This window comes from Alcanivorax borkumensis SK2 (assembly GCF_000009365.1).
Classification (GTDB): domain Bacteria; phylum Pseudomonadota; class Gammaproteobacteria; order Pseudomonadales; family Alcanivoracaceae; genus Alcanivorax; species Alcanivorax borkumensis.
On sequence record NC_008260.1, the window covers coordinates 2,850,254 to 2,866,336 of the forward strand.

The 16,083-nt window shown below is 53.8% G+C and carries 14 protein-coding genes; 8 read left to right on the plus strand and 6 right to left on the minus strand.

Annotated elements, in window-relative coordinates; translation table 11 throughout:
• Positions 1-104: 104 nt before the first annotated feature.
• Entirely contained in the window at positions 105-800 is a 696-nt protein-coding gene (gene urtE, locus ABO_RS12840) for an urea ABC transporter ATP-binding subunit UrtE (protein WP_011589785.1), read from the plus strand.
• Positions 801-958: 158 nt separating this feature from the next.
• Here urtE and ABO_RS12845 read toward each other — a convergent pair whose 3' ends face one another.
• Positions 959-1,372 carry a hypothetical protein gene (locus ABO_RS12845; RefSeq protein ID WP_011589786.1) on the minus strand — a complete coding sequence of 138 codons (414 nt, stop codon included), beginning with the start codon at positions 1,370-1,372 and terminating at the stop codon, positions 959-961.
• A 70-nt stretch (positions 1,373-1,442) separates the two neighbouring features.
• On the opposite strand from ABO_RS12845, the gene ABO_RS12850 reads away from it, so the two are divergent.
• Positions 1,443-2,390: a bile acid:sodium symporter family protein gene (locus ABO_RS12850; protein ID WP_011589787.1), complete on the plus strand. Its 948-nt coding sequence runs from the start codon at positions 1,443-1,445 to the stop codon at positions 2,388-2,390.
• An 81-nt stretch (positions 2,391-2,471) separates the two neighbouring features.
• Here ABO_RS12850 and ABO_RS12855 read toward each other — a convergent pair whose 3' ends face one another.
• The gene (locus ABO_RS12855; protein WP_011589788.1) at positions 2,472-4,016 is read right to left on the minus strand and encodes a hyalin; all 1,545 of its coding nucleotides are present in this window, start codon (positions 4,014-4,016) and stop codon (positions 2,472-2,474) included.
• Between the two features lie 162 nt (positions 4,017-4,178).
• On the opposite strand from ABO_RS12855, the gene ABO_RS12860 reads away from it, so the two are divergent.
• Entirely contained in the window at positions 4,179-5,915 is a 1,737-nt protein-coding gene (locus tag ABO_RS12860) for an ATP-binding response regulator (protein ID WP_041705118.1), read from the plus strand.
• On the opposite strand, the gene ABO_RS12865 is transcribed toward ABO_RS12860, so the two are convergent.
• A complete protein-coding gene (locus ABO_RS12865) occupies positions 5,912-6,523 on the minus strand; it encodes a response regulator transcription factor (RefSeq protein WP_011589790.1) in 612 nt (203 codons plus the stop codon). The genes ABO_RS12860 and ABO_RS12865 overlap by 4 nt on opposite strands.
• Positions 6,524-6,878: 355 nt before the next feature.
• Between ABO_RS12865 and ABO_RS12870 the strand changes: the two genes are divergently transcribed.
• The 3 genes from ABO_RS12870 (at position 6,879) to ABO_RS12880 (ending at position 9,507) form a co-directional block, all read left to right on the plus strand.
• Positions 6,879-7,328, plus strand: a complete 450-nt coding sequence (locus tag ABO_RS12870) for a response regulator (protein ID WP_035460043.1) — start codon at positions 6,879-6,881, stop codon at positions 7,326-7,328.
• Positions 7,329-7,412: 84 nt separating this feature from the next.
• Complete coding sequence (locus ABO_RS12875; protein WP_231860859.1) at positions 7,413-8,825, plus strand: PAS domain-containing sensor histidine kinase; 1,413 nt, start codon at positions 7,413-7,415, stop codon at positions 8,823-8,825.
• On the plus strand, positions 8,815-9,507 hold the full coding sequence (locus ABO_RS12880; RefSeq protein WP_011589793.1) for a DUF6901 family protein: 693 nt from the start codon (positions 8,815-8,817) through the stop codon (positions 9,505-9,507). The genes ABO_RS12875 and ABO_RS12880 overlap by 11 nt, the downstream gene beginning before the upstream one ends.
• A 306-nt stretch (positions 9,508-9,813) precedes the next feature.
• Here ABO_RS12880 and ABO_RS12885 read toward each other — a convergent pair whose 3' ends face one another.
• Together ABO_RS12885 and ABO_RS12890 are read right to left on the minus strand one after the other, a co-directional pair.
• A complete protein-coding gene (locus ABO_RS12885; RefSeq protein WP_011589794.1) occupies positions 9,814-12,879 on the minus strand; it encodes an efflux RND transporter permease subunit in 3,066 nt (1,021 codons plus the stop codon).
• 13 nt (positions 12,880-12,892) lie between these two features.
• Positions 12,893-14,095, minus strand: coding sequence for an efflux RND transporter periplasmic adaptor subunit (locus ABO_RS12890; RefSeq protein WP_041705121.1), 1,203 nt, complete (start codon positions 14,093-14,095; stop codon positions 12,893-12,895).
• 137 nt (positions 14,096-14,232) lie between these two features.
• Between ABO_RS12890 and ABO_RS12895 the strand changes: the two genes are divergently transcribed.
• Positions 14,233-14,883, plus strand: a complete 651-nt coding sequence (locus ABO_RS12895) for a TetR/AcrR family transcriptional regulator (RefSeq protein WP_011589796.1) — start codon at positions 14,233-14,235, stop codon at positions 14,881-14,883.
• 158 nt (positions 14,884-15,041) lie between these two features.
• Positions 15,042-15,266: an STAS/SEC14 domain-containing protein gene (locus tag ABO_RS14600; protein ID WP_231483448.1), complete on the plus strand. Its 225-nt coding sequence runs from the start codon at positions 15,042-15,044 to the stop codon at positions 15,264-15,266.
• A gap of 143 nt (positions 15,267-15,409) precedes the next feature.
• Here the strand turns inward: ABO_RS14600 and ABO_RS12905 are convergent, their stop codons facing one another.
• Complete coding sequence (locus ABO_RS12905) at positions 15,410-15,853, minus strand: GAF domain-containing protein (protein WP_011589799.1); 444 nt, start codon at positions 15,851-15,853, stop codon at positions 15,410-15,412.
• Between the last annotated feature and the right edge of the window lie 230 nt (positions 15,854-16,083).

The following is a 16,083-nucleotide window of genomic DNA, read 5'->3' on the forward strand; positions in this document are numbered from 1 at the left end:
TTTAGACTTTTTCCCTATGCACGGCGAGAAGTCTGGCCGGCTATAACCGCTCCTTCCCGCGTTGCAGCTTATAGCTTGCTTGCTGCTCTATTCGGAGAATCACCGTGTTACAACTGAACAAGGTTAACCAATACTACGGCCAATCCCACACCCTCTGGGATATAGACCTCGACCTGAAGAAAGGCGAATGCCTGTGTGTCATGGGCCGCAACGGCGTGGGTAAAACAACCCTGCTGAAAACGATTATGGGCTTATTGCCGGTTAAAAGTGGCAGCATTGAATTCAATGGTACCGATTTTACTACGCTAGCCGCCGAAGAGCGGGCCCGAGCGGGCATTGGCTATGTCCCTCAGGGGCGGGAAATTTTCCCTCTGCTAAGCGTGGAAGAAAACCTGGAAACCGGCTTACAGGCCCGACCGGATCGCAGCAAGAAAATTCCAGAGCGTATTTACGAACTCTTCCCGGTGCTGCACGAAATGCGCCATCGTCGCGGTGGCGACTTGTCCGGCGGACAGCAACAACAGCTGGCGATCGGTCGCGCCCTAGCACTGGACCCAACACTGCTCATTCTGGATGAACCCACAGAAGGTATTCAACCCAACATTGTCGACATGATTGGCCGGGTGATCAAAACTCTAAACCAACAAGAAGGGCTCACCGTGCTACTGGTAGAACAGAAGCTTCACTTCGCCCGCGCCACCGCCGATCGCTTCGCCATTATCGACCGGGGCAGTAAAGTAGCAGAGGGGGACATGGGCGAACTGGATGAGACGCTGATCAAGCGTTATTTGACGGTTTAGTCATCAATCCCTTCTGTGCCGTAGAAGCGTCGCTGGTGGCGTGATCACTTATCGCTGATATCGCGCCAGCGATACCCCTTTTACAGTAAAAATTGCCCACCCCATCGTTGCGTTGAGTACAACGGAAACCCACCAGATGACACCGGTTATTATGACGGTTACCCGGAACGGACGGGGATAAACCATTTGGGTTTTATGCGACAAAAATCCCGGCGGCAGTGTTGTTTCAGGGCTTTTTTGGAATCCAGTACATAGGCGTCCCCACCGTCGCGGACAAACACCACCCAATGCCAAAAGGGTGTGCCGTTTTCCCGGTGCCACTTGATCGCCAACAAGGCTCGATCAGGAAGGGCCGCCCAATCCTGAAATGGCTGTTCTTGCGGAGACGCATGTAACCCGTATTCCTCTAATAACCGGCAGACATAACCCGTGTCTGACCACAAACCGGGGTCCTGAGCATAAATCCCCAAAGCATTTGCCCGCCGCTTCGCCTCCCCATAGCTAACACCTGCCAAGGCGGCCACAGCCGCTATACCACAGCCTGAATCCTCTTCTTGAATCACCGCTTTCACAGATTACTCCTGTGCGTCATTTCGTCTGACAGCTTACACTGGCCGCTTTCCCAACGAACAGGCGATCTTCATGCTCAACCGCCTCGCCCAACTATTCCCACTCTGGGCCTTGCTGTTTTCTCTGCTGGCCTATTGGCAGCCACAGTGGCTAGTGGCCGGCAAGGACGCCATCGTGCCACTGCTTATGCTGATTATGTTCGGCATGGGGCTATCATTAAGCTGGGCGGATTTTCAGCGGGTACTGAAATGCCCCGGCGTGATTGGCCTGGGCGTTGCCCTGCAATACAGCCTGATGCCACTGATCGCCTGGGGCATTGGCATCGCACTGCAACTGCCCGAGGAACTATTAGTCGGCCTGATCTTGGTCGGGGCCTGCCCCGGCGGCACCGCCTCCAATGTGATTGCCTATCTGGCACGGGCCAACGTGGCGCTGTCGGTGGCCATCACATTCGCTTCAACCCTGCTAGCGATCATCGCCACCCCCTTGCTGACCTGGCTATACTTGGGCGAGCGCATCCCGGTGCCAGTGAATGGCATGCTACTGTCGCTGGTACAAATCGTCATCGTCCCGGTGGTGGCAGGCTGCGCCTTGAATACGTTTTTCAACCGCCAGCTCACACCAATACGGGATTGTTTCCCGCTGGTGTCCGTGGCCGCCATTGTGGCCGTCATCGGCATTATCGTGGCATTGAATCAGGGGCGTATCGGGGAAGCCGGGCTGGCCGTGTTTGTGGCGGTAGCGCTGCACAACGGACTGGGATTACTGGGTGGGTATGGGGTCGCCCGGCTACTGCGTCTGGACCGGCAAACCTCGCGTACCCTGGCCATTGAAGTAGGTATGCAGAACTCCGGGCTGGGGGTGGCATTGGCCATTAAACATTTCACCCCACTGGCCGCGCTACCGGGCGCCCTGTTCAGTGTCTGGCATAATTTGTCTGGCTCTCTTCTCGCCACCGTGTGGCAACGGGATGCGTCTGCCTCACACCCTGATAGCAATAACGAAACGCATCACCCGTAAAAAAACACACTTGCCAGCAAGAATCTGCTCCCCAAAAAAAAGCGGGCCAGAGGCCCGCTTTGCTATTGCTCACAACCTGAATCAGTCGATCACGCTGCTACCCCCTCCGGTGCTGATATCCTTCAGGATAACCGTGCCCGCTGCCGAGCCATCGGATACCCAAGGCTCATAACCGTCACTGCCATTATCCGCAACGAACAGGTACTTGCTGCCCAGCTCGCCATTCACGGTGGGCGGCACCTGATACGTGAACGTCAGCGGGAAAGGCTCCGAGTCTGCGCCCGCCGCTGTATCATTGATATCCTTGACCAGCTCCGTTCCCTGGGAGGTGCCATCGGTTTTCCACAGTTCGTTACCGAAATCACTGCCACCGGCGCCCTCGGTATCAGCCGCAAAGAACACCGTACCGTTAGCCTCCACCATGGTCCAGGCTTCAACATCAGAGAAGGAATAATCTCCCGTGCTACGCACTGCCGGATCAATTTCTGCAGAGCCACTGGTATTATCGATGCGCAGAAGATACGGGGTTAGCCCGGCTTGCTCCACGTACATCAACACACCCAGTGACGTGCCGACCAGATCTTCGTAATAAGGCTTATTGGCTTCGCTGGCGGTCAGGTTGGTCACCGTGCTGCCGTCATACTCGAAGATATTCAGGTCTGAGGTGCTGGTTCCCTTATCCGCAACGAAATACACCTTGCCGTTGCTGGCCACCACATTCTCGGTGATATCGAGCCGTACCGTGCTGCCACCATCATCAAAGGCTACTTCCTCGATATTGCCATCTTGATCCAGCTCGTAAAGGCGGGTTTCTGCATCGGTGGCGTTGAAACGCCCGGTAAACAGCAGCTTGCCGTTATAACCCAGCCAATCATCATCGCCAATCAGTTGCGGGTATTTCGTCAGAGAGCCACCGGTGATGGTGTCGTTATTGGTGGCGATCTTCGCGGTTCCTGCCGCCGTACCATCGGTGAAGTAGACATCGCCGGCATCCTGATCAAAGAAGAACAGGCCGCCATCCACTGGAGTCAGCGACTCAGGCGCCGTATTGCTGGTCGGGCTGCCGTTAATATTTGTCGACAGCACTACTGTGTCATTAGAAACGGGGTCGAAAACCACCAGCTCGCGGCCAAACTGATCCACCACAGCATTCATAAACAATTTGCCTGCTGCCGGTACCATATTGTGCGGCTGGGCACTGCCGTTGGCGTAGATGTCCGCCACACGCTCGGTGCCCGCGCCGGTGCCGTCGGTGGCCCACAACTCCACATCACCGCTGCTATCCTTGCCCGCATAGTAGAACGTGCCGTCCAGCTCCGCCATGTAACCACCGCCGAAACGGCCTACTTCAAAACCGTTGTTATTGTCATCAACGATCTTGCTGGTCCCGGCAGAGGTACCGTCCGTTTTGTAAAGGTATTCCGTCAGCGCTGCCGCCCGTGGCGTGGCGCTGCGAACGGCGATCGCGCCAGCGCTTTCAGCCGCAGGAAATACCACAAAGCCATTGCCCCCTTCTGCCACGGTGGTGCCACCGCCGCCAGAGCTGGAAGAATCGCCGCCACAGGCGGTCATCATGGTGGCCATGCCGATGGCGGCAGCCAGTTGAGTGAGTTGCTTGTTGATCATTGCGCTTACCCCGATTGGTTACTCATCCCAGAGAGGCGTTTATTAGAGCACCGGGAGGAATTTGGCTTCTTCACCCTGATGGGTGAATTTCACCCGAGGGCGCTTACATGCCGTAATAATCGGGCTAGACTGGGTGCCAGTCATTTTACAAACCCGCCAGCCATGCCAGAAACCCTTCGTCGTGCGGTGACGGAAAACCGCGAACGCATCCTTCAGGAGCGCCACAACCTGTTCATGGAAGAGGTGGGGTCACGCATGGTGCTGTCGTTTTTTATTGCAGCGGCACTGCCATTATTTTTTCTGAAGCTGCGTACAGAGCCGCCCTTTATCGGCTGGTATACCGTGCTGCTTTGTGTCGCAGCACAATCTTTTTTCCTCATCCGGTTTTACAACGCCCATCGGGAACACGAAGCGCCTAAAACCCGGAAATGGCATCGGCTAAACCTCTACCTTGCCGTGATCTGGGCGATACTGTGGTCAAGTTTCCCTTATCTCTTCCTGCAAGGGGCCACGCCGGTAACCCTGCTGACCTGTCTGGTTATCCTCTCGGTGGCCACCTCGATCCCGTCTGTATCCATGGGTGTGTATCCGGATATTTTTATCAGTTTCATAACACCGGTTTATCTCGCCTGGCTGGCCTTTATTCTGATTTACGTACCGCAAGCGCCAGGGATCATCAAAATCATTCCGTTGGCCAACCTGATTTCCATGATCGTGTTTAGTCTTTATGTTCACCGCACACAGATCAGCACTATCGCCCTGCGAATTGAAGCAGAACAGGCCAAAGAACGTGCCCGCAAGGCCAGTGAAAGCAAAACCCGGTTTCTGGCCGCCGCTAGCCACGACCTGAGGCAACCGCTGCAGGCGGCCACCCTGTATGCCGCCATGCTGAAAAACAATGCCGACCCACAACCCGATATCGTCGACAAGCTGGATACCGCCATTGGCTCCTGCAATGAACTGCTGGGGCACTTGCTCATGCTGTCGCGCTTGCAGTCCAGGCGACTAAAACCCCGCAAACGCATTATCAGCCTACTGGACACCTTGCAGCCCATCCTTGATGAAATTCGACCACAGGCAAACGCAAAGCAACTGGCTGTGGTCACCAAAAATCTAGCCGGCCAGCATGTGTTCGCCGATGGGGTCATGCTCGCTCGCATTGTCCGCAACCTGGTCAATAATGCCCTCAAATACACCGAGCGCGGGCATATTCGTATTGCCGCCCGGCAGCAGGACAATCAATTGTTGCTGGACATCGCAGACACCGGCATCGGGATTGACGAAATCTATCAGTTCGAGGTGTTCGACGAATTCATGCAGATAGACAACGACCAACGTTCGATCCAGAACGGACTAGGGCTGGGCCTCGCCATCGTCAGCCGACTGGCTGCACTGTGCGACATTCCGTTCAATATGCAGTCACGCAAGGGCGAAGGCACCACCTTCACGTTGACGTTACCGGCGGCGGCCTCCAGCCAGACACAGCCCGCTCACAACGTGGTCAATGCGCTGCCACTGTTTGAAACACTGACCGTGCTATTGATAGATGATGACAAAAGGGTTACAGAAGCCCTGAGCAGCCTGCTGGGCAACCTGGGCGCAACAGTAACTGCCCACCACTCGCTGGAGCCAGCCATGCAGGCATTGAAAAAGCGAGGCGCGCCACCTTCAGTGGTCATTACCGATGATCAGATAGGACCGCATACTAATGCGGGCTCGGTCATCGCCGCGGTAACCGCATTGTTCCGCCAGCCAATTCCCGCCCTGATCATCACCGGCAATACCGATCCGCAATTCATTCAGTCCTTGCCGGAGGACATTGATGTGCTGTTCAAACCGGTAGCAGCGGATACGCTAACCGCAAAACTGGAGGAAATGATGTCCTCCAAGAAAAGCTAAAGCAGGCCTATCTGGCGGGCTTTTTCGATACAGGCGGTGCGGTTAGGCACGTCCAGTTTTTCGTAGAGTAGTCGCAAGTGGGTCTTGATGGTGTTCACGCTGACGAACAGCTGGCGGGCGATTTCCTTGTTACCATGACCTTCCTGGAGCATGGTCAGAATGGCCAACTGCTGACGGGTGAGGGTGAGCGCTTCTTCCGGGGCAGCCCCGGCCATCAAGCGGAAGGATTCAGAAAAGTAGCTGCGGCCGGCCATGATCTCCCGGATGGCAAAGAGGATCTGTTCCACGGACTCACTCTTGTCCACGAAACCATTCACCTTCAGCTGCACCGCACGGCGCACGGTGGCTTCCGTGGCAGAGCCAGAGCACACCAGCACCTTCGCCCCTCCCACCAGGCGACCGATCAGGCTCCACAGGGTCAGACCATCAAGATGCGGCATCGTCTGGTCAAGAATTACCAGATCATACAACGGTAAGAATTGACGATTATCCAGCAACCATTTTGGCTGCTCGCAGGTAGTAATCATTGCCTCAGCATAGGCATTCTTGAGCGTAATGCTTAACGCATCAGCAAATAACGGATGATCATCAACAATCAGAATCTTCAACGGTACAGCCTTATCCCAACCCTGCCGATAAGGTTATAAAAAAGCGGTATACATTTCCACGGGAAAGACCCGCACATTGATCAGCCACGCCCCCTTCCCTAGTTGGTTTTTTTCACGTTTACGCTGTGATTTTGATCATTTTCTTGCCTGCCTGACAAACGGCTATCCGGGTCGCATGAGCGGGCCCTTATCGTTACCCGCTCTAATTGTCACCCCCCGGAGCGGGGGGTATCGTAAAACCTAATACTCCCGTCCCTGTCCTGTCGACACATAGGGCAGGACGCAATGTTGCTGAGCGCACGCAGTCGCCGACAGGACGCCAGCGTAATATCACGCTGTGAATGAGAGATTCATCATGTATCAGGTCATGATCGTGGATGATGAGGAGTACATCCTCAAAGCCTTGAAACGCACCATCAATACCTACACCGACTGGGATGTCGAGACCTATCAGAGCCCCCACGAAGCCCTGCGCCGGGCACGCACCACGGTTTTCGATGCGGTCATCACCGACTATATGATGCCGGAAATGAACGGTTTGGAGCTGCTTCAGGAACTGCGCGAGCTGCAGCCGGATACTATTCGCATTGTGCTGACCGGGGTGATCGACATCGAAACGGTCATGTCGGCCATTAACAAGGCCGGTGCATTTCGCTTTATCCCCAAACCTTGGGATGACGAGCAACTCCTCGACAACATTCGTGAAGGCTTAAAATTCCGTGACATTCTTTTGGAAAATCGAATGCTCGCAGAAACGGTTCGGGAGCAACAAGAAGCCTTGCGTAGTATGGGTTATGAGGGCTAGGCCCTTAACTTTTCGCCCTTCAAACAACTAATAACGGCTCGGCGCATGAACAGCTTGCTGGACAAAACGAGTATTGGCTTTGGCATGGAAGCTCAAGGGCTATTTTTAGTGTCCTCTACGGTCATCCTGCTGATCATTATTTTCTTTTTGTATAAAACCTACCGCACCTCAATTAACGTGGAAGCTAAACTGACAGAGTTCTCGGCGTTAACGGATAACCCGTTCGGCCGCAAGCTGCATTTGATCGAGGTAAATGCTGACGAATACAAACTGAACAAAGCTCTACTTGGCCCACTGGCGCGGATTATCGACGAATACTGTGTACTGACAACCGACCGCCACGGCACCATAACCTTTGCCAACGGTAAGTTTCTCGCTCTCAGCGGTCACTCTTTTTCACAACTTATCGGTCAGAACGAAAAGATCAATCATCCTGAAGATGATTCCCTACCGCTCATGCGTTGCGGGCAGGCGCTATCTGGTGTGTGGAACGGGGAGGTATGCAACCGTCATGCAGACGGTAGCCGTTACTGGATGAACATGTTCCTATTTCCTCTTTCTTACATTTCCGATGAAGACGACGGCTATATTTATTTCGGCACCGATATCACCAACATCAAAACCGAAAACAATAAACTAATGCAGGAGGTGAAAGACAAGAGCCAAAAACTGGATCAGGTGGAATCGCTGCTATTACACTCGGAAAAAATGGCCTCATTGGGAACCATATCGGCAGGTATTGCCCACGAAATAAATAATCCTATCGCCTATATTTCTTCCAATTTGAATCGCAGCCGGGATTACCTCAACTCCATGGCAGGTCTTATTAAGGGACTTAAAAAGCGTATCAGCAATGATCAGTTCCAGAAATTTCTAAACACTGCAGAAAACCTTAATATAGACACAAAAAAGCTGGCCTTCATGATGGAAGATTATCCTGCACTGCTGAATGAAACCGAGGAAGGGATTGAGCGGATCAAGAAAATTATTCGCGACTTAAAGCACTTCTCCCATAACCAGCCAGAAGCGTTCTGTCCTACCGATATTCCTGCCTGCCTAGCGATTGCATTGAACCTAGCCAAACATGAAATTAAAAATCGGATTACGGTTACTCACACTCTACCCGATTCTCTACCTACGATTAGTGGATCGGCAAGCCAGCTGTCGCAAGTGTTCATGAATCTGTTCGTCAACGCAGCCCAGGCTATCGAAGACAAAGGTCACATCACTATTGCAGCCCAGTGCGATGAACAATGGTGCACTCTGACCATTGCCGACGATGGACCAGGCATTGCCGATGAATTCCTACAGCAGATCTTCGAACCCTTCTTCACCACCAAGCCCATAGGCCAAGGCACCGGTCTTGGGCTGTCCATCTCCCATGACATCATTCAGCACCACGGCGGCACCATGACCGTGGCAAGCCAACTCGGCGCCGGTACCATTTTTACGATCCGGCTACCGCTAAAGCAGACCGACCGGGCCGATGCAGCCTGATTTCGTCTACACTCTGACCACGCCGACGGGGTGGCAACAACGCATCCGTATTTCTCTGTTAGAAGAGCACGGTGCCATTGCCATTCCCGATACGTTTACCCCCCCCGACTGGGCCGCGCTGAGCTATAACCAGTGCAGTCACTGCCCATTGAACCCTCACGAAAATCGCTATTGCCCCATTGCCCGTAACCTGGCCTATCTGTTGCCGGAATCTGCGCTAGGGGATTCGTTTCAAGCAGTACTTTTGGACGTGGAAACGCCCCAACGACGTTACCAACAAGAGACCACCCTGCAGCGGGCTCTGAGCTCCCTGTTTGGGCTGATCTGCGCGCTGAGCGACTGCCCGCATACACGCTTTCTGCGGCCCATGGCCCACTTCCATCTTCCACTGAGTAGCGACACGGAAACGCTTGTGCGCACCGCCAGCTTGTATCTGTTGCATCATTACATTCGCAACCGCCAACAACCTGAACAAGCCGTGTCTCTGGATGGGCTAAATGACCGTTACCGCGCACTCAATGAACTAAATCGTTGCTTTACCGACCGCCTACGCCAGCATGGAGAATCAGACGCATCCGTGAATGCACTCGTGTTGCTGAGTATCACCACACGGGAAATGCACTGGAATTTGGAAGAAGAGCTGGGGAACTTGGCCGCACTGTTTGATGACAGCGATGCTTAGCGGGGTTCTGGAGAGCCCCTGACGTACTCTTCATGCACGCCGTTTTATCGACGACAAACGTCCGCTCCTAACTGTAATCCATCCCTGGCGATGAGGGCCGTCACACCCTCGTCGAGCCCAGCCGAGCGACGTCAATCTTCTGTGCCATTGGTTTTATGACAAAAAAATACCCATCGAGATTTTGCCGTCATCCCCATACGCGAGACCTGATGATTGTACCCGGCAGGCACCCGCACCGGCCCACCACACTCCCCCCGGCAAATGCCGGGGTAAGAGGAAACTATCGGGCAACAGAGTCAACGCCCGTTATTGTGCATCCGCATGCTCTTCCTTGACCCGGAACCAAGCCGCGTACAATGCGGGCAGAAACAATAAAGTTAGAGCCGTGGCCACAATCAGCCCACCCATAATCGCCACCGCCATGGGGCCGAAGAAGACACTGCGCGACAACGGTATCATAGCCAGCACTGCCGTCAGAGCCGTCAACACGATAGGTCGGAAACGGCGTACCGTGGACTCAATAATCGCATCCCAAGCGGTAAGACCCTGCTCCATATCCTGCCCAATCTGATCCACCAGGATCACCGCATTACGCATGATCATCCCCGCCAACGCGATGGTGCCCAGCATGGCCACAAACCCAAACGGTTTCTGGAACAGCAACAAGAAGAACGTCACCCCGATCAGCCCCAAAGGTGCTGTGATGAAGACCATCAGCGACAACGGGAAGCTGCGCAGTTGCAACATTAACAGAGTAATCACTACCAGAATGAACAACGGCATCCCTGCATTCACCGATTTCTGACCCCGCGCGGATTCCTCCACTGTACCGCCCACTTCTAGCAGATAGCCTGGCGGTAAGTCCGCCTGAACCTGGGACAACTCAGGCATGATTTGCTGCATCAGCGTAGCGGGCAGCACATCGCCTTTCACATCCGCCAATACGGTCACAGTGGGCAGCCGGTCACGGTGCCAAATAATCCCTTCTTCGAAACCGGACTCCAGTGTCGCCACCTGATTCAACGGCACACTACGCCCACTGGCGGTCTGCACCGCAAGATTGCCAAGCAAACCCAGCGCATGGCGTTCATGGCTGTCACCGCGAACTTCAACATTAATCAATTCATTATCTTCACGGTACTGGCTGACCGCCACACCGGAAAGAGAGGCCTGCAACGCAGTAGACAAATCCGAAGTCGTAATGCCAAGCGTACGCGCCCGATCCTGATCAATGATTAGCCGCACAACCTTGCTGGGCTCTTCCCAATCAAGGTGCACATTGGCAGTCTGGCCGTTGTCGCGCACTTTCTCCGCAACACGCCGGGCCAATTCACGTACTTGAGGAATATGTTCACCGGAAATACGTAACTGTATCGGGTACCCCACCGGCGGACCATTTTCCAATCGCGACACCCGAGTACGTACCGCCGGGAATTCCCGGTCAAGAGTGTTTATCAACCAATCGCGCACTTGCTCGCGATCATCCACATTACGAGTAAGCACCACAAACTGAGCGACACTAGCAGCAGGCAACTTCTGATCCAACGACAAGTAATAACGTGGCGAGCCGCTCCCCATGTAACCCACGTAATTTTCGATCATGTCGTTTTCACCAAGCATCTCTTCCAAACGCAGGGCCTTTGCCTGTGTCGCTGTTAGCGATGCGCCCTCTTCTAACTTCATATCCACCATCAGTTCAAGCCGGCCAGACGGCGGGAAAAACTGCTGCGGAACAGCGCTGAACAAAATAATAGAGAACACAAAAATACCAACGGTTAGCCCGATCACCGTTTTGCGGTACCGCACACACCGCTCCACCCAGCTGCGAAAACGACGGTAAAAAGGCTTCTGATAGGGATCATGCACATCACCACTGGCATCACGGCGAGCCAAGCTGGGAAGCAACTTCTCACCCAGGTAGGGAACAAAAACCACCGCTGTAACCCAGGACGCCAACAAGGCAATAGTGACCACCTGGAAAATAGAACGCGTATATTCACCAGTACTGGACTGGGCCGTGGCAATAGGCAGGAAGCCTGCTGCTGTAATCAAGGTGCCCGTAAGCATCGGAAAGGCGGTACTCGTCCAGGCAAAACCTGCAGCTTTGATGCGACTGAAGCCCTGCTCCATTTTTATCGCCATCATTTCCACTGCGATGATGGCATCGTCCACCATTAAACCCAGCGCCAGTACTAGTGCACCAAGAGAAATCTTGTGTAAACCAATGTCAAAATACTTCATTGCCGCAAATGTCATCGCCAACACCAGCGGAATAGAGAGCGCCACCACAAGCCCCGTTCTCCACCCCAACGAGAAAAAGCTCACTAGCAACACGATGACCAGCGCTTCCATCAATACTTGAACAAATTCTCCCACCCCAGCTTCTACCGCCGCAGGCTGATCAGAAACCTGACGAAGCTCCATGCCGATTGGCAGGCTTTGTTGCAACTTGGCAAAGGTGCGATCCAAATTTTCGCCAAGCTTGAGAATATCGCCACCGTCTTTCATGGAAACGGCAATACCAATGGCATTTTCTCCCATAAATCGCATACGTGGTTGCGGCGGATCGCTGAAGCCACGATACACTCTTGCGATATCACCTAAACGCAGCGTGCGATTTTCTACTTGAATAGGAAAATTGCGAATATCGTCCACGCTGGTGAATTCACCGGTCACCCGAAGGCGAACGCGACTGCTGGGTGTTTCAAAAAAACCCGCGTCTGACACGGCATTCTGTGACTGCAATGCCTGCTGCACTGTGATTAACGGGATTCCCAAGGACGCCAGTTTGGTGTTGGCAATTTCCACCCATATTTTTTCATCTTGAAGACCAACTAACTCCACCTTACCCACGTCGTCCACTCGCTGCAGAGCAAGCTGCAAACGGTCGGCGTAGTCTTTCATAATGGCATAATCAAACCCCTTTCCCGTCAACGCATAAATGTTGCCGAAGGTTGTGCCGAATTCATCGTTGAAAAAAGGGCCTTGAACGTCTTGGGGTAAGGTGTGACGAATATCACCGATCTTCTTGCGCACCTGATACCAGAGATCAGTGATATCTTTGGAGCGCATATCATCCCGGGCCTTGAACATAACCAGCGACTGACCAGGGCGCGAATAGGACGTAATCCGCTCGAAATCTCCGGTCTCCATCAATTTCTTTTCCACCCGTTCGGTAATTTGCCGGGAGACTTCTTCGGCGCTGGCACCGGGCCAAAGTGTATTGACGGTCATCAGTTTGAAGGTAAAGGGGGGATCTTCACTCTGGCCCAACTTGCCATAGGAAATGGCCCCCAAGGCGCCGAGCAAAATAATGGCATAAAGCACTAGCGTTCGGTTTTTTAGCGCCCATTCGGAGAGATTGAACGACATAGTCATACTCCCCTTATTGGTCCGCGTCCGGACCTGACTGCGCACCGGTTTCACTATTAGATTCTACAGCTCCGGTAGATTCTAGCTGCGAAGCCAAAGCGGTTTGCTTCAGATCTAACCGGCGATTCTGACGGTCCACAGGGATCACAGCTTGCCCTTCACGTAGCAAATGCGTGCCTGCACTGACAACCCAATCCTGCGGCTGCAAACCCCGCAGCACTGGTACTATCTGTTCCTGGTAGGGTCCCACTTCCACCGGCGCCTTATGCACAAGGCCCGTATCTGGGTTTATCACCCACACATAGGTAGCCTCGCCTTCAGCCGTCAATGCCGATAGCGGGATACTGAGTATATCTGCATTCGCCACACCGCTAACAAAGACCCGGGCAGACTGGCCCAGATCTGCGCCGACCGTCGTATTCTCAAAAGCAACCCGAGCTTCAAAGGTTCGCGAGCGAGGGTCCGCCGCAGGAGACAATTCCCGAATTTTTCCTTCGAACACTTGACCGGGCCGGGACCACAACTCGATGCCCACCGGCATACCAATTTTAAAATGGCCTACATCCTGTTCCGGCAGATCAATACGCACTTCACGGTCGCCATCCACAGCCAGCACAAACACCGCCTGCCCTGCTGCAACAACCTGACCAGCTTCCGCCAAACGCTGTGCTATCACGCCATCACGGGGAGCTTTCAACGAGGCATAGTCTGCCTGATTACGAGCCACATTCAGGTTAGCCCGCGCCTGACGCAATTGCGCCACACTAGCGTCATAACGACTCTCAAATGAGTCAAATTGGGAACGGCTAATCACATTGCGTTCCATCAGTTCGCGGTAGCGTTCCAGTTCACTATTGGCCAACTTGTGGTCAGCTTGAGCGGAGGCCATCTGGGCACGGGCAGCATCTAGCTTCAAACTCACATCATCCGTATCCAGCTTGGCGAGCACCGTGCCTTCACTCACCCGATCCCCCACATCCACCAACCGTTGGCTAATCTTGCCACCGATACGGAAGCCCAGTTCCGGCTCATAGCGGGCGCGAATTTCTCCGGGAAATACATCCTGGGTAGGATCCGCCGAGAGAGGCTGGGCTACCAACGCCGGGCGGGCAGGTACCTTGTTTTCAGACTCAGGCTCTGAGCAACCCTGCAAAGACAACAGCCCTGCCGCCATTCCCGTGGCAATCAACCCCGGCAGCAATAAAGAACGAAACATGACAGGCACCCTCATTATTGATCCCACCTCATTAAGTGGCTCTGCTTGTGATGCAGATTCTGCCGGGCTTAACTTGCCGGCATGCTATACTCGGCAGTATAGTAATTTTATTAAACTGAACCGTCCAGTATTGAAATATGATTGACAGTGTTTCCCCAGATCAACCCAATCCTCGCGGGCGCCCTAAAGACCCGGCAAAGCGCACCGCCATCCTTAAGGCGGCTACAGCGTTGTTTCTCAAGCATGGGTTTACCGGCACTAGCATGGATGCCGTGGCCAAGCAGGCTGGTGTCTCCAAACTCACGGTTTATAGCCATTTTAGTGATAAAGAGACGCTATTTTCGTCAGCGATTGAGACGACATGTCACAACTTACTTCCCATGCCTATCTTCGCACTGGAACCGCACCTTTCGATTCGCGCCACCCTGACCAAAATTGGCCTAGCGTTTCTACAACTGATTCATACACCCAAGGTAGTTGAACTACAGCGACTAATGACCAGCCAAGCGACACAGGACCCGGCCATGTCACAGCTATTTTTCGAGGCTGGGCCACAACGTACCGTCACCGCCATGGAAAACTTGGTACGCAAAGGTAATAACATTGGGCTCCTGCAGGCGGACAACCCCAAGCAAGCCGCAGAGAATTTCTTCAGCTTGCTGCAAGGCTGTGAGCACATGCGCGTGATGATCGGCTGCAATGCGCCCATGACAGCCAGCGAAGCGAAACCCCATGCCGAACAAGTTGTAGATATGTTTCTGCGGGCTTACGGGAAGGAAAAGGAATAATCACGTTTAGCGGGAAAACCAAAGTTCATCACGAAGCGCAAGATATCCGGAACCTGGCTATCCAACACACCTCGCGGCTCAATCCCGGAGACACCGCTGGTGTCAGCGCCCACGGAGAACTCACCGCCGAGGACTACCGAAAAGTACTAGCACCGGCCATCGAAGGCGCTCTGAGCCAGCACGACAAAATTAACCTGCTCTACGAAATCGGGCCCACCTTTGACAGTTTCTCAGCCGGAGCCATGTTGCAGGATGCCTTGGTCGGCCTTCGTCACCCGCTCAGTTGGCACCGCATCGCCGTCGTCACCAGCCACGACTGGATCAGCAATGTCGCTCAACAGGCAAGCGCGCTGATTCCCGGCGAAGTGAAAGCCTTTAAATAGAGGCCGAACAGAAAAACGCACTGGCCTGGTTGGCGAGCGAATAAGGCAAAGCTTCGCACTGTTAACGGCGAATATATCAACACCATGGCATGGCAACTTACTTTGCCTTTTATTTACTCGTGGCTAGAAGCTCACAAGCGCTTCTAGCCCGCCCACCGTACGCTCAACTTGAGCGCATCCAATAAATCCCGGCCTCCGTTGTGAAGCTCCCTGATATCTTTCAGAAAAAACGTTTTTTTCACCCTTGTTTGCACCACCAACACACCGTAGAGGACGCTGTCGCATTCCAGCGGAATGCCCAGGTAACTGCGGAAATGTTCTTCATCCGAACCGGGCACATAGAAATAATCCATATGAGCCTGCACGTCCCGCGCCACCACAGTACTTCGGGTGCGAGCCACCTTGCCTGTCAATCCTTGGCTATACGTTAGAGTAGCCCCCAGCACACGCTGATTCAGACCACTGGTGGCAACGATTTCCAAGCTTTTTCGGCTGCTATCGGCCTGATACAGGCTGCACACCTGCACGTTCAATTTCTTCCTCACTGCATCCACACGGGCATGCATAAAATCCGGGGGTAAAGACACGCGACCACCTCTCTGTTCGCCAGCGTGAATGTCAGCTCTCTATACCTTTCAATTTTCGTGCCTGCGGGCCATGCGCCCAGCAAATCAGGACGCCCCTGCACATACTCTACACTATACGCGCCCCCCTTTTGTGGAGCCCTGCGTTGTCAAAAAAAACAAAAACCGAGGCCGAGATCGTGATTTTTCTTTTTCCCGACCCGACGAAGATCGCTAGCCAGAGCTGTAGGCCC

Excerpts from the sequence above, each read along its gene's own strand:
- ABO_RS12850 (WP_011589787.1), top strand. The coding sequence starts at position 1,443 with ATGCTCAACCGCCTCGCCCAACTATTCCCACTCTGGGCCTTGCTGTTT.
- ABO_RS12855 (WP_011589788.1), bottom strand. The coding sequence starts at position 4,016 with ATGATCAACAAGCAACTCACTCAACTGGCTGCCGCCATCGGCATGGCC.
- ABO_RS12860 (WP_041705118.1), top strand. The coding sequence starts at position 4,179 with ATGCCAGAAACCCTTCGTCGTGCGGTGACGGAAAACCGCGAACGCATC.
- ABO_RS12870 (WP_035460043.1), top strand. The coding sequence starts at position 6,879 with ATGTATCAGGTCATGATCGTGGATGATGAGGAGTACATCCTCAAAGCC.
- ABO_RS12875 (WP_231860859.1), top strand. The coding sequence starts at position 7,413 with ATGGAAGCTCAAGGGCTATTTTTAGTGTCCTCTACGGTCATCCTGCTG.
- ABO_RS12880 (WP_011589793.1), top strand. The coding sequence starts at position 8,815 with ATGCAGCCTGATTTCGTCTACACTCTGACCACGCCGACGGGGTGGCAA.
- ABO_RS12885 (WP_011589794.1), bottom strand. The coding sequence starts at position 12,879 with ATGTCGTTCAATCTCTCCGAATGGGCGCTAAAAAACCGAACGCTAGTG.
- ABO_RS12890 (WP_041705121.1), bottom strand. The coding sequence starts at position 14,095 with ATGTTTCGTTCTTTATTGCTGCCGGGGTTGATTGCCACGGGAATGGCG.
- ABO_RS12895 (WP_011589796.1), top strand. The coding sequence starts at position 14,233 with ATGATTGACAGTGTTTCCCCAGATCAACCCAATCCTCGCGGGCGCCCT.